This window comes from Terrimonas alba, assembly GCF_042434975.1.
Lineage (GTDB): Bacteria > Bacteroidota > Bacteroidia > Chitinophagales > Chitinophagaceae > Terrimonas_B > Terrimonas_B alba.
The window spans coordinates 336657-351189 of the sequence record NZ_JBHMQM010000005.1 but is presented as its reverse complement, the minus strand read 5'-3'; the positions used below and the strand labels follow the sequence as shown (position 1 = coordinate 351189).

The 14533-nt window shown below is 42.2% G+C and carries 11 protein-coding genes; 6 read left to right on the top strand and 5 right to left on the bottom strand.

What is annotated here, in order from left to right; genetic code table 11:
- Positions 1-3 precede the first annotated feature (3 nt).
- Positions 4-771 (top strand): DUF4241 domain-containing protein, encoded by a 768-nt coding sequence (locus ACFEL9_RS16475; protein WP_385892290.1) that lies wholly within the window; start codon positions 4-6, stop codon positions 769-771.
- Positions 772-863: 92 nt separating this feature from the next.
- Here the strand turns inward: ACFEL9_RS16475 and ACFEL9_RS16470 are convergent, their stop codons facing one another.
- Entirely contained in the window at positions 864-3743 is a 2880-nt protein-coding gene (locus tag ACFEL9_RS16470) for a serine hydrolase domain-containing protein (protein ID WP_385892288.1), read from the bottom strand.
- 122 nt (positions 3744-3865) lie between these two features.
- Here ACFEL9_RS16470 and mutL point away from each other — a divergent pair, with 122 nt between their 5' ends.
- Positions 3866-5758, top strand: a complete 1893-nt coding sequence (gene mutL, locus ACFEL9_RS16465; RefSeq protein WP_385892285.1) for a DNA mismatch repair endonuclease MutL — start codon at positions 3866-3868, stop codon at positions 5756-5758.
- Between the two features lie 168 nt (positions 5759-5926).
- Here mutL and ACFEL9_RS16460 read toward each other — a convergent pair whose 3' ends face one another.
- The 4 genes from ACFEL9_RS16460 to ACFEL9_RS16445 form a co-directional block, all read right to left on the bottom strand.
- The gene (locus tag ACFEL9_RS16460) at positions 5927-7291 is read right to left on the bottom strand and encodes a D-alanyl-D-alanine carboxypeptidase (RefSeq protein WP_385892283.1); all 1365 of its coding nucleotides are present in this window, start codon (positions 7289-7291) and stop codon (positions 5927-5929) included.
- 10 nt (positions 7292-7301) lie between these two features.
- Positions 7302-8354, bottom strand: coding sequence for a Gfo/Idh/MocA family oxidoreductase (locus ACFEL9_RS16455; RefSeq protein ID WP_385892280.1), 1053 nt, complete (start codon positions 8352-8354; stop codon positions 7302-7304).
- A gap of 9 nt (positions 8355-8363) precedes the next feature.
- Positions 8364-8801: a putative toxin-antitoxin system toxin component, PIN family gene (locus ACFEL9_RS16450; RefSeq protein WP_385892277.1), complete on the bottom strand. Its 438-nt coding sequence runs from the start codon at positions 8799-8801 to the stop codon at positions 8364-8366.
- A gap of 147 nt (positions 8802-8948) precedes the next feature.
- Positions 8949-10085: a formimidoylglutamase gene (locus ACFEL9_RS16445; RefSeq protein ID WP_385892275.1), complete on the bottom strand. Its 1137-nt coding sequence runs from the start codon at positions 10083-10085 to the stop codon at positions 8949-8951.
- Between the two features lie 126 nt (positions 10086-10211).
- On the opposite strand from ACFEL9_RS16445, the gene ACFEL9_RS16440 reads away from it, so the two are divergent.
- The 4 genes from ACFEL9_RS16440 to ACFEL9_RS16425 all read left to right on the top strand — a co-directional run bounded on the left by ACFEL9_RS16440 (position 10212) and on the right by ACFEL9_RS16425 (position 14384).
- Positions 10212-11243 (top strand): phenylalanine--tRNA ligase subunit alpha, encoded by a 1032-nt coding sequence (locus tag ACFEL9_RS16440; RefSeq protein WP_385892272.1) that lies wholly within the window; start codon positions 10212-10214, stop codon positions 11241-11243.
- Between the two features lie 46 nt (positions 11244-11289).
- Positions 11290-12132, top strand: coding sequence for a 3-hydroxyacyl-CoA dehydrogenase family protein (locus ACFEL9_RS16435; RefSeq protein WP_385892269.1), 843 nt, complete (start codon positions 11290-11292; stop codon positions 12130-12132).
- A 53-nt stretch (positions 12133-12185) separates the two neighbouring features.
- Positions 12186-13190 carry an NAD-dependent epimerase/dehydratase family protein gene (locus ACFEL9_RS16430; RefSeq protein ID WP_385892267.1) on the top strand — a complete coding sequence of 335 codons (1005 nt, stop codon included), beginning with the start codon at positions 12186-12188 and terminating at the stop codon, positions 13188-13190.
- A gap of 126 nt (positions 13191-13316) precedes the next feature.
- Entirely contained in the window at positions 13317-14384 is a 1068-nt protein-coding gene (locus tag ACFEL9_RS16425; RefSeq protein WP_385892265.1) for a carboxypeptidase-like regulatory domain-containing protein, read from the top strand.
- Positions 14385-14533: the final 149 nt, after the last annotated feature.

Here is a 14533-nt window from a genome sequence, read left to right as displayed (position 1 = left end):
CTTATGATATCAGCAATACCATTCTTATCAGCATTGATAATTTTGTCTTCATGTAACAACAACCAGCTAATAAAAAAAAGCCAATTTAGTTTTGAGACGAATCGGTTAGATACTTCAAAGCCTTATCTAACGACTACTTTCCCGGGTAAAACATATCCTCAAATCTTTGCAGCTGCATTTCATGCGGATACCAAGGCAAAACAAGACGACATTACTTATATTTTTCATAGCTATGAGTTAGGCAAAATAAAAATTGAAAGTGGAAAAATCATAGCATGTGACCCGATTGTTATGCATGATTCCAGGCCCTTTACTCAAGTTTTTCCAATCGGCCAATTCCTAGTGACTCTTGCAATAGCAAAGACATCCAATTATGAAAGAGTTGCATTCAGTAGAATAACTTTTTCAAATAACCCTGTTTCAAAATGGGAGCTTGCTCTAAAGGAAGGGCAAAAACCAATTCCACTAAAGGATACAAGTTTTTATTGCTATGGTGTTGATGCTGGCACTGGAATATTTATTGATTCAATTGCAAACAAATCTTTTAATCAAAAGAGCCATGCTGAATGGAAAGATGTTTTCATAACCAAAGCTGAGAAAAATGGAAATGTAGGATATATTCATGAGTTCGAAACACATAACCTTGCTACATTTTCAACTGGCTATGGCGATGGATGCTATGCAACATATGTTGGTATTGACAATGCCGGAAATGTTTGCCAACTGTTGACCGATTTCGGGCTTGTTGACTGGTGGAAACTTGATAAATAGAAACAACCTATCTACCGTTTACTTAATTTCAAGCTTGTTCTTGATGTGCAAACATTTTCTGAAAGCGATTTTAATGTTATGAAACGATATACTTAGTCCTTTATCACACTATACAACACCTCCTGTATCTTCGGCCTGATATTCATTTGTCCAAAACGTGGATTGTCTCTCGTTGGATTTACCCGGTTGGAAAGAAATACATACACCAGGTTTGCTTTCGGATCTACCCATACGCAGGTGCCCGTAAAACCGGTATGACCAAAAGTTTCCGCTGAGGCACTGGCTGATGGATAGGGCTCCGGTCTCTTAGCATTATCTTTCTCCGGTTTATCAAAACCAAGGCCGCGGCGGCTTGTTTTGCTGTGATAGGCGGTGAATAATTCGATCGTTTCTTTTTTAAAATATCGTTCGCCATTAAAAACTCCCCCATTCAATAACATCTGGTAAAGCATCGCCAAATCATATGCATCGGAAAATAAGCCGGCATGTCCCGCCACACCGCCAAACATCGATGCTCCTTCATCATGCACATCTCCCCGTATCAACTGACGGCGAAAATGTTCTTCTTTTTCAGTCGGGACAATTTTATCAACCGCAAATTCGGCCCTGGGTTTAAAGCCAGTCGTCCGCATTCCCATCCGGCGATAAAAAGTTTTTTCTACATACTCATTCAGCGGCATACCGGTAATGGCTTCCACCACTTTACCTAAATAAATAAAATCATTATCGCTGTACACATATTTATTGGCAGGGCCCAGCGGACTCGCTGCAATCCGGCTCATCAATGTATCTTCCCAATCATTGCGCAGGTATAGGTTTTCAGCCACCCGGTATTCAAAGCCCGGCTTCTTTTTGTCGCTATACAAAGCTGGATTGGGAGCGCCGGTGACAGAATCGATCGTTTCCTTATAAAAAGAAATAAAAGGAACCAATCCCGCCTGGTGCATGAGTATATCATCAATCTGTAGTGAAGCCTTATTAGTGCCCCTCACCGCAGGCAGGTAATTGCCCAATCTTTTTTTCAGATCCAGTTTTCCCTGTTCATATAATTTCATGACGGCAACAGTGGTCGCAGAAATTTTTGTCACTGATGCCAGGTCAAAAATGCTCTCCACATTCATGGCCGGCGAAGAGTCGTACTCATAATTGCCAAATGCCTTATTGTACAAAATTTTTCCCTTGTGTACCGCCAGTACCACGCAACCGGGAAATGCTTTTTTGGCAATCGCATCGGCAACGATAGAGTCAATAGCATCTAATTTATTTGGCGGAAGGCTGGCCCGCACCGGTTTTACACCTCCGTGTACAATGCCGGCCCCGGGCTTAAAACCACAAACGCTTACCGGCAACCTACCCATGGAAACAATCTTTGATTCCAACAGATCAGCGGCCGCTTGTTGGGTGATATCATCATCCTGGTAACAGGCAATAAGGTTAGTTGCATCGCAGAAATTGGAAATGGCCAGCACATTGCCAAACACAAAAGTGGCGGCATTGAAGGATTGTAATTCTTTCACGAGGTTGACCGCAACAGGACTGATCAGGTAATTATTCGCCGGCCTTAGATTATAGTCATGTACGCCGATCACAATTGATTCATACTTGCCCTCTTTAATGGCAGTTAAAATTCTTTCCGGGTCCTCATCTTTATAGGAAAAGAAATAGGTATCCGCATCCTTATCTTCTTTTAACCTTTTGCCGAATGCATTTAGTTCGGCTATCCCGATTCCCACGTAAGCTATTTTTCTTTTGCCGGTGACAGGAAAAGCTTTGGATTCATTTCGTAATACAGTCAACGAATTTTTTGCCACCTCAAATCGTATTTCGTTTGTTTTTGCATTCAGATCTTCCAACAGGTTCTCTGTATTGATGGGCTGCCATTGATACAAGCCAAGCTCATATTTCGCTTTCAACACTTTTTTTACTTTCTCATTGATATCGTCCCAGCTGAGTGTTTTTTCTTTGATGGCATTTTTTACCGCATCAATTGTTTGTTCCACATCTTCGGGCAGGCAAAGCATATCATTGCCGGCAATCAGCGACTCAACGGCAATCGTGCCACCGGGAAAATATTTTGCCACTCCCTTCATCTCCAGTGCATCTGTAAACACAAGACCCCTGTACCCAAGTTCGTATTTCAGTAATCCTGTTACTGCATTCGTTGAAATAGAGGTGGCCCGGTTAGGGGTGCTGTCGATAGCTGGAATAGAAAGATGGGCAATCATAACGCTGCCCACACCTGCATCAAATAATGCTTTGAAAGGCATTAATTCTGTTTCCTGCAGTTGCTCAATGCTTTTGTTGACAATGGGCAGATCGTAATGCGAATCGACATCCACATCCCCGTGGCCGGGAAAATGTTTGGCGCAGGCCATGATGCCGGCATCCTGCATTCCTTTCATATAAGCCACGCCAAACCGGGCCACTTTAGTTTTATCTTCTCCAAAAGAACGATAACCAATGACAGGGTTATTGGGATTGTTATTAATATCTACCACTGGTGCATAGTTCACATGCACACCCAAACGCTTACATTGCTCCCCTACTGCCAACCCCATTTTATAAACCAGCTCATCATCATTTAATGCACCGAGTGTGAGCTGGTAAGGAAATTTGGTAACACTGTCGAGTCGCATGCCCAACCCCCATTCGCCGTCTATAGTAATCATCAACGGCGTTTTGGCCATGCTTTGATAGGCATTGGTCAGGTCAGCTTGTCGTACCGGGCCGCCCTGGAAAAAACATAAGGCGCCCACATTATATTTTTGAATATCATTGGTCACTTTCGTAATATGATCAGGACCGAGATTGGAATGAGCCCTGATGACCATTAGTTGTGCAATCCTTTCTTCCTTGCTAAGGCTATTAAAAACACTATCGACCCAGGCGTTGGCGGAAAGCCCACTTTTATACTGTGCAGTTGAAAGAAGTGGAGTCGCAAAAAACAGCAGAAATAATGCTCTTTTTATCATTATGATAGTAAATTATTCTATATAAGTAAAACACCGCTAAAATTAATTGTTTTGATGCCAGGAAATCGTGAAGAGTTGCTTAAAAGGCAAATTGCTATTTTTGCCGGCGGAGAAAATTAATTGTGCCAGATAAGATTCTATTATTACCCGATAACATAGCCAACCAGATAGCAGCTGGTGAAGTGATACAGCGACCTGCCAGTGCAGTAAAGGAATTGCTGGAAAATGCGGTCGATGCAGGAGCCACTGAAATCAAATTAATCATCAATGATTCAGGTAAATCATTATTGCAGGTAATTGATAATGGAAGCGGCATGAGCGAAACAGATGCAAGAATGTGTTTCGAACGGCATGCTACGTCTAAGATCACCAGCATCGACGATCTCTTTCATATTCGCACCATGGGTTTTCGGGGTGAGGCCTTGGCCTCCATTGCAGCGGTGGCCCAGGTAGAATTAAAAACCAAAAGAGCGGAAGATGAGGCGGGGGTTTATATAGAAGTAGAGAATAGTGTTGTAAAAAAGCAGGAACCGGTTGCTGTACCGAATGGCACTAATATCGCTATGAAGAATCTATTCTTCAATGTGCCGGCAAGAAGAAATTTTTTAAAAAGCAATGCTGCCGAAATGCGGCATATTGTGGATGAGTTTACAAGAGTGGCCCTGTCTTTTCCGCATATTTTCTTTTCATTGATCAGTAATGGTCAGCAGGTTTTTCACCTGGAGGCTGGCAGCCTGAAACAACGAATTATTCAATTACTCGGCAATACTTACAATACGAAACTGGTATCAGTAAAAGAAGAAACGGATTACATGAATATTTATGGTTTTGTTGGCAAGCCTGATACGGCCAAGAAAACCAGGGGTGATCAATACTTCTTCGTCAATAGCCGCTTTATCAAAAGTGCCTACCTGAACCATGCGGTGATGAATGCCTACCAGGAAATGGTAGCTATTGACAGCTTCCCCATGTATGTGTTATTCATCGATCTTGATCCTGCGGTAATAGATGTGAATGTGCATCCTACCAAACAGGAAATAAAATTTGAAGACGAGAAGATCATTTATGCGTTTGTGCAGGCAGCGGTGAAACATGCATTGGCCCAGTACAGTGTTACCCCTGCGCTGGATTTTGACCTCGATGCGTCGATACAACAGCTACCTTCCATTCAACAACCCTTTACAGAAGAAAAACAATCAGCGGCATCATCTTCGTCACTCTTCAAAGGCTTTACGCAAAAAAACCAGGCTCATTTTATCGAGCCATCGAAAAAAGCTGAATTAAAACATTGGCGGGAGTTCTATGAAGATGGAGGGAAGAGGCCAGAGACCGGAGGTCAGAAGTCAGAAGTTGGCAGTTGGCAGTTGGCAGACCGAGATCAGAAGCCGGAAGAATATTCTCAAACGAGTGATCCAATTCATATATCAGACTTCGGACACCAGACCTCAGACCTCGAATTGACCCAATTACTCAATACCTATATTGTCGTTCCTTCTTCAAAAGGATTTATGCTAATCAACCAGCAATCAGCGCATGAAAGAGTATTGTATGATCAATTAAAAGCTGCTGGTCAGGGTAAGCCTATTGCCACACAACGAAGCATGTTTCCATCCACTATAGAGTTGGCACCTGCTGATGCAGTGATACTGGAAGAACTGATGAGTGACCTGCAGGAACTGGGCTACATGATCGAGCCATTTGGTAAAAATACTTTTGTCATACAGGGCACTCCTGCGGACCTCGACGCCGGCAATGAAAAACAGGTGCTCGACCTTTTGATTGAACAATACAAACACTTCAACCCCGAATTAAAATTTTCAAAAAGAGAAAAATTAGTTCGTTCGCTGGCAAGACAACAGGCAATTAAGACCGGAACACGATTAACAGAAAGAGAAATGAAACAATTGGTCACTGATCTGTTTGCTTGTGAACAGTCTAATTCAACGCCTGATGGCAATCCAACTTATTTAGAATTTAAGCAGGAGCAGTTGGAGAGAATGTTTAAAACCCTCTAAATCTCTCCGCCGCGGCGGAAGACTTGCCGCCGCACAGATCGGATATTCGGGAAGGTTTATTGATTTTGAAATTTTCTGACAGGAGAATTAAGCTTTCATAGTAATCTTCGAAAAGCGAGGGCTGTGATAAGATGGTCCCGACGATACGTTGGTATCGGGAGAAGGCAGCTAATATTTATTCCTCACCTGCTGCAAAAACTTCTCCACTGCCTTTCTTACATCAGTGGGTGAAGCCCGGTGATTGTTGACCAGCACGGAAAAAATTAATTGCCTGTTTTTCTTCGTGTATAAAAAGCCGCTGATAGCGACTACTCCGGAAAGCGTTCCTGTTTTGGCATAGATAAAGTTGCTGTCTGCAACATAATAATTATCGAGTGTGCCCCTGCCACCGGTCGGGAAAATAATTTTGATGCGTTCCATCCCAAATTCTTGTCTCATCCTATTTAGAATAACAACAAAATCCTGTGGTGTAAATAAATTATAACGACTGAGACCGGAGCCATCCACCCATCTCGGTTTTTGAGGCAGGTCTTTAAAATCTGTTTTTAAGATAGTATCAATAATCTTTGCATCATTCATCACACCCAGCCGCTCATTGCTGACCATTTGTAGTGCCTGCTCGGCAAAGAAGTTATCACTCCGATGCATCATGAGGCTGAGCATCGCATCAGTTCGTTGAGAGAAAATCTTTTTTGCATTCTTTAATGAAGTGTTTTCAGACATTGCCAGCTTCAAGCCCCGCACAGTATCTTTTAATAATGAAATAGCTAATGCAGTAGAGGTAATAAAAGGTATTTCTTCATTTTTTATAGCCGATGAGTCCGGCTTCCATAAAAATTTGTTTTCACACATTACCCGGTTAAAAGAATATTTATTGCTGCTTCTGTCAAAACCGGGAGCTGATTCTTTTCCGTCGTAAGCAAATTCAAACTGGCCGGGAAAGATGTTAATACCCTTTTCCGATCCCTGAATATGCACCACATTTCCATAGATAGGAAACTGGCTTCGCTCAGCCATATAATAAGTCGCATAGTCACCCCATGACCAGCCGGCACCCCAGGGTGTATCTTCCCATTGATGAGCGGTAGTCAATAAATATTCAGCAGCTGTATCTTTTTTGAAAAAATCAATTACTGGTTGCTTTGCAAAATCCGGGTGTAGTAAAGTCGGGTCACCCGTCGGTTGCAACCAGAATGATTTTTCGCCTTTATTATTCTGAAAGCCAACATACCTTAGTCCGACCAAACTATCCCCCAAATATTTCATCGCAGCATAGCAAGTCGGTATCTTGGCATTACTCGCGGGAACAAAATATTTATCGCCCTGGTAATCGTACCAATATTTATTTGTAGTTGGCTCATAAATGCTGATGCCTACATGTGCTGTTTGCAAGGCGGGTACATCCAGCACATCCTTATCTGCAGATTTGGCTATCGTCTTTTGAACAGAACAAGAAGCAAGAAGTAAATACGAAGTAAGAACTACGAAATACGAAAAACAAGAACCAGTTTTCCTGAATTGAAAATTGAGCATTGAGAATTGGTTAATGAACGTTTATAATTCGTCCTTCTTTGGCGCTTTGCTTTGCCGCTTCAATAATGCGAATAATCTTCACACCGTCTGTTCCGGGGACAGGATTGGGCGCCACCCGGTGGATGGCCATGTGTATATCGGTAAAGTAACTCATGTAATTCCCGGGAGTTGATAGCCTTTTTTCTTTTATTTCTTTTCCATCTGCAACAATATTTAAAAAACCATCTGGTTCTTCCGGCGCAGGACACCAAGTGTCTATTGTTGGTGTTATCCCTTTCAGTAACTGCGTTTCCTGTAAGTCGGAACGTTTCTGTAAAAAAGTTCCTTTTGCACCATTCAGGATATATTCCGGCACCGGTTCTTTTGCAAAGCAGGTACCTTTTAACCGAACCCGGAAAGTAGGGTAGTATAAAAGGAGTTCAAAATAATCATCTACCGGGCTTCCATCCCGCATCGCCATCATATCGGCAAACAGTGACTGTGGTTGGCCAAACAATTGTAAAGACTGATCAATCAAATGGGCACCCAGGTCGTAAGTAGTACCAGCACCGGGCAGATCTGTTTCTTTATGAACTTTATAACTTATTTCAGGTCGGTAACGGTCATACCGGATCTCCACTTCTTTTATTTCTCCTAACAATTTATTCTCCAATACGTCTTTTACCATTTTATAGTCGCCGTCATATCGACGATTTTGATACACGAACAGCATTACGTTATTTTCACCGGCAAGTGCAACCAATTCTTCGGCTTCCTTCGAAGTAACGGTAAATGGCTTTTCAACAATAACATGTTTACCTGCCCCAAGAGCTTTCTTTGCATAGTCAAAATGTGTTTGCACAGGTGTGTTAACGATAATAAGTTGAAGAGATTCATCAGCGATTAGTTCATCAACTGACCGGCATAACCTGGAATCAGGGTATTTTTCTCTCGATTCGTTTTTACTTCGTTCTACGATTGCTGTCAATTCGAAACCCGGATGGTTTTGAATAAATGGCGCATGAAATAATTTGCCGCTCATGCCATAGGAACAAATACCGGTTTTGATAATAGAGTTGCTCATGTATATTGATTATTTTTCTTTGTTTTCATCCAGGAAGGGCTCAAATTCTTCCAGCCGCAACGTGTTGATCTTTGGAAAATTTATTGTTTTCAAAATATCAAAATGCCTGTCATTGGTTATTAAATAATCCGCATCAGCGGCAAAAGCACAATCTGTAAATTTATTATCGGCTGCATCCTTAGTTATCAGTTGAAGCCGGAAATAAGTGTTAATGAAATGCACGGAAGATAATTTTGTAAGCGTTTTGACCACGGCTCTTGCAACTTCAAGCGACCAGTGTTCTTCAATTTTTTCTTCATACTCGTGTAATATTTCCGTCGTCAGGTAAACCTCTACTTTCTTCTCAGTTATGGCTTTATAAAACCAGTGCCAGGGCGACCGGTTTGATATGGATTCCAGTAAAACATTTGTATCAATAACCACTTTCATCTTGTTGCTCCTTGTCATGCTGAACGAAATTCATGTCCTGGTCATATAGGCTTTTCAGAAGTAAACACGTATCAACCTGGATGTATTTCACCTAACAGCCTGATGAAATTTATAAATCAAAGACACCTTCAAACTAAGTTCTCCGCCGCGGCGGAGACAGGGGCATTATCCTCTCTCCTGAGCCCTCAACCAACGCTCCGGTATTTCATTACTGCTTGCCAATAAGTAATCTTTATAACTGCAGGCGATATAACGATGGTCAGGTAGCTGCATCCACCATCTTCCCGTTTTTTTGCTTTGTAAAAACGTGGTTTCTATTTCCGCAAAAGCCATGTGATATTCATTGAACGATTCTTTCTCATGTAGCTGGGCTTCCCGTTTGCCGCGGCTGCGGCCATCGATCACATACCAAAGCATCTGGCTGATTTGCCTGGCGGTCAGTTCATCCCTATCATGTTGTGCATTGTAACCATAAACTCCAATGCTTTTTACATTCTGACTCATACCCGCATAGCGCATCAGCACACAAGCTTCCTCGCCATTCAGCCCATTGGGAGAAACAGTATTGGCCGGCGCATACGCACTGGCAATAGCTGATAGGTCGAACGAGAAGAGATCACTATTGCGGATTACCGGTTCCATTTCTTCAATGCTTTCTTTCACATGTCCCACCCGGAAGCAATCAAACCGTAGTTTGTCCATAGTCTCCAGCATCCGCGGATGCACATAATAACTTTGAAAGGCGATATGATTATAATGTCGCAGGTAGTTTGGCTCACCGGTCAGCATTTCCATCAAAAAATTTTCATGCCTGAAAGGTGAATCAATATTCAAATCAATCAATGCATCCACGCAGGAGGCTTCGATCGATTTTTTATTACCGGTATAAGCGTGGTATTGTGCCAGCGTGAGATCATGCGAGCCTCCAAGAATGATCACCGTTTTGCCATCATTCATTAGCTCATTGATCACCGTCTTCAACGCTGCATACGAATCACCAAAGGACGAACCCGCTTTTACATTACCAATATCCGCCATACGGATATCTGTATGCCAATAATAAAGCTGGTAAAAATGCCTTCGGATAATATCGGGAGCTTTACTCTCTCCACCGATCAGCCCACTGCCCCGCTGTTCGGCGCAACCCACCAGAACGATTTGCACTTCATCCAGTTCAGGAAATTCTTCATCATATACCGGGATGATCCTTCCGAGCTGACCATCCTTATAACCTTCATCGTTGGAGATCTCATGCAGGTTAATAGGAGACAGAAAGTCGGAAATGTTTAAATAGTCTGACATGGTTGCAAGATAAATATCTGAACCGGGATTTAGATAGATCGATAGGATTAAAAGAGCATTCCAGGTAAGGCTTCGCCAAAATCATTTAAATCTAAAAAATCGGAGTTCTGACTTATTTTTGCCGCTATGGAGCAATTGTTACAGCAGATAGAAGAATATAAACAAGAGATCAGTGCATTCAAGGCTACCGACGAAAAGCAGGTAGAAGAATTTCGCATTAAATACCTGGGCACGAAGGGCATTGTGAAAGCCATCATGGGTGAAATGAAAACGGTACCAGTTGAAAAGAAAAAAGAATTCGGTCAGATTCTCAATGAATTCAAAGTTTTCACCGAAGAAAAATATGCGCAATTAAAAGAAGCAGCGAACAACCAGCAAGCGGGAACCAGCAACCTAATAGACCTTTCACTTCCCGGTGATCCTATTCCCATTGGTAGCCGCCACCCGGTAACGTTGATGAAAAACCGGATCGTATCCATTTTCCAGCGTTTGGGTTTTGCTGTAGCTGAAGGTCCCGAGATCGAAGATGACTGGCATAATTTCGGCGCATTGAATTTACCTCCGCATCATCCTGCCCGCGACATGCAGGATACTTTTTATATACAGCAAAATCCCGATTGGGTTTTGCGTACCCATACCAGCAGCGTCCAGATTCGCGAAATGGAAAAAGGCAAACTGCCGATCCGCATGTTAATGCCCGGCCGTGTGTATCGCAACGAAACAGTGAGTGCCAGAAGCCATTGCTTTTTTCACCAGGTAGAAGGTTTATACATCGATGAAAATGTTTCTTTCGCCGACCTGAAACAAACCTTATATTTTTTTGTAAAAGAAATGTATGGCAAGGATGTAAAGGTTCGTTTCCGCCCGTCTTATTTCCCTTTCACAGAACCAAGTGCTGAAATGGATGTGAGTTGTTTTATCTGTGGAGGCAGCGGTTGCAATATTTGTAAGAAAACAGGCTGGGTAGAAATATTGGGTTGCGGTATGGTTCATCCCAATGTATTATCCAACTGCGGTATCGATCCCAATAAATACACCGGCTTTGCATTTGGTATGGGTATCGAACGACCCGCTATTTTGAAATATGGCATCAATGATATTCGCTTATTCAGTGAGAACGATGTCAGGTTTTTGAAGCAGTTTACGAGCTCGATATAGGGTGAACTTATTAATATCCCTTTAATCCAATCAATCTGCCCAAATCATGGTTCAGACAATTTGCATCTGTGGCGCCGGCACTATGGGTAGCGGAATTGCACAGGTAGCCGCTCAGTCTGGTGTAGCTACCATTTTGTATGAGCTGAACCCATCTGTTTTAGAAAAAGCAAAGTCTTCCATTGAGAAAAGTCTGCAAACGCTGGTTGAAAAAAGCAAGCTCGATGAAGCAGGTAAGCAGGAAATAATAGCCCGGATACAATTTACCGGTGATATCAATCAATGCAGGGCGGATGTTTTTATCGAAGCCATTATCGAAAAGCCGGAGGTAAAAATTTCACTATTTAATCAATTAGCAGAATTGAATAAGGTTGATGCCATATTTGCCAGCAATACCTCCTCATTATCCATAGCTGATATTGCGAAGCAGGTAAAAAATCCGGAACGGGTTATCGGGATGCATTTTTTTAACCCGGCGCCAATCATGAAGCTGGTAGAAGTAGTGAACACGAATTACACGAATGAAGAAACAACACGAATTATTATTGCCCTTGCCAGGCAAATGGGAAAAACACCGGTTGTTTGTAAAGATTCCCCCGGCTTTATTGTAAACCGGGTGGCAAGACCTTATTATATTGAAGCATTGCGCCTGGCAGAAGAAGGCACTGCTGATTTTGCAACTATAGATAATCTGTTGGAAGCATCGGGTTTTAAAATGGGACCATTTAAGCTGATGGATCTGATTGGCAATGATATTAATTATGCAGTTAGCTGTTCGGTATACGAACAATTGAATCACCCGGAAAGATTGAAACCTTCGTTTATTCAGCAGGAAAAAGTGGAAAAAGGAGAGCTGGGAAGGAAAACGGGAAAGGGCTATTACCAATACTAGTTGATCGGGAAAAAGAATGATATAGGTATCTTCGCAGTTATTAATTTGTCAACTTGTCGAATAAAATACTTGTAACCGGTGGCACGGGGTTTCTTGGTGCTTATCTCATCAAAGAATTAGTTGAACGAAAATATGCTGTTCGTGCTATCCGGCGCAGCCAGCAACTTCCCTTTTATATTTCCAAAGAAATTTTTAACCAGGTTGAGTGGGTAGATGGCGACATACTGGATGTGATTTCATTAGAAGATGCAATGGATGGAGTTGACAAAGTGATACACAGTGCGGCTATTGTTTCTTTTGACAAAAAACACAGAGCGAACATGTATCATGTGAATGTCGAAGGAACAGCCAACGTGGTAAATATGTCGCTGGAAAAAAATATCAGCCGCTTTATCCATATCAGTTCGGTCGCTGCATTGGGTAGAACCGCACATGGGGGCAAAGTGGATGAGGAAAAAAAATGGGACGAAAACGGTGTCAATACTCATTACGGTAAAAGCAAATACAAAGCAGAGCTTGAAGTGTGGCGTGGCTTTAGCGAAGGACTTGAAGGTGTCATTCTTAATCCCAGCACATTTTTAGGTTATGGTGACTGGAATACCAGCAGCTGCTCCATTTTTAAAAAAGTATACGATGGGTTCAAATGGTTTGCCCCTGGCATTAACGGTTTTGTGGATGTGCAGGATGTGGCCCGGGCTACTATTGCATTGATGGAGTCTGATATCACTGAACAACGCTACCTGATCAACGGCGAAAACTGGCCCTTTAAAAAACTGCAGGATACTATTGCCGAAAACATGGGTAAACCAAAACCTAGCCGCCTCACCACTCCCTTTATTTTAAATGCGGCCCGCCGACTGGAAAAATTAAAATCGATGATCTCGGGCCATAAGCCGTTGTTAACAAGAGACAGCATTAAGGTCGCACTAAGCCAAACTTATTTTGACAATCATAAGTTTTTACAGGCAGTACCTGATTTTTCTTTTACTCCCCTGGAGCAAACCATCGAAGAAGCCTGTCGGAAATACTTACACAACCTTGGTGCTGTGCAACACTAACAAACATCGCTCCATCGTTTAAGCATTTATTAACAACAAGCAAAAACTTAAAAGTAATTTCCACAGCGGAACTACGCTATCTCCACCGACTGGCAATTCGTATCTTTAAACATTAACTCAGTTTCTATGCAAAAACTACGTTTGATACTTTTTTTCCTGGTATCATTATTTTCAACTCTTGTTTATGGCCAGTTTACCGTAGAAGGTAAAATTGTGGATGCGGAGAGTAAAGAACCTTTGAACGGCGCTTCAGTGTATTGTCAAAACACCACGATCGGTACCACCACTAATAAACAAGGAGAGTTTTCACTTCAGTTAAAATCCGGGGGGTATGAACTGATCATCAGCTATACCGGCTATCAAACAAAGCAGATACGCATCAGTCATGCCGATAGCAAAATACCCGATATCGAAATGGCAAAAGAAGAAAAGAGCCTGGGAGAAGTGATTATTAAAACAAGTAACGAAGTAAAAGACGGCTGGACAAAATATGGCGGCTTTTTTATGGATCATTTTATAGGTACTACACCTAATGCCGCTAAAACAACACTCTTAAACCCGGAAGTGCTGAAGTTTTACCTGCTGAAGAAAAGTAATAAGCTGAGGGTATTGGCCACCGAACCTTTGCAAATTGAAAATAAAGCTCTCGGCTATAATCTTCGGTACCAATTGGACTCATTTATCTATAACTACAATAATAATATCAACTCTTACCGCGGATTTTGCCTGTACACTGAGATGGAGGGTGAGGACAGCCTAAAAAAGGTATGGGCAGCAAACCGGGAAAAAGCCTATGGTGGATCAAAACTTCATTTCATGCGGAGTTATTATGACAGCGCTTTATTAGAGGAAGGATTCACTATTGATTTGCTGGACGAGAATGACAATAAAAAATTCAACCGCGTTGAAAATATTTATGATACCACTTATTATGGAGCATTGGATAGCACGATGCAGATTGAAATCTGGTTTCCACGAAAGATCAGCATCACCTATACCAAAATGCGGCCGGAGTCGGAATACCTGAAACAGTTTAAACTTCCCAGGAATGTGCCGGTTCAACTTTCCTATATCGATATGACGGATGCTATTGCCATTAAAGAAAACGGATATTATTACGATCAGAAAGACTGGATCAACCAGGGATACTGGAGTTGGAAGAACTTAGCGGACCAGTTGCCATATGATTATTAGAAACCCTCCCGCCCCCCTAAAGGGCGGCCACCAATGCACAGCCCGCGCAAAATATTATTGATTCTTAATTTCTGCATTAGTAGTTTCAAGATCAATAAAGCTATTCAACTATCCGGGTCTGTGCGACAGCAAGTCTCCCTTTAGGGAGA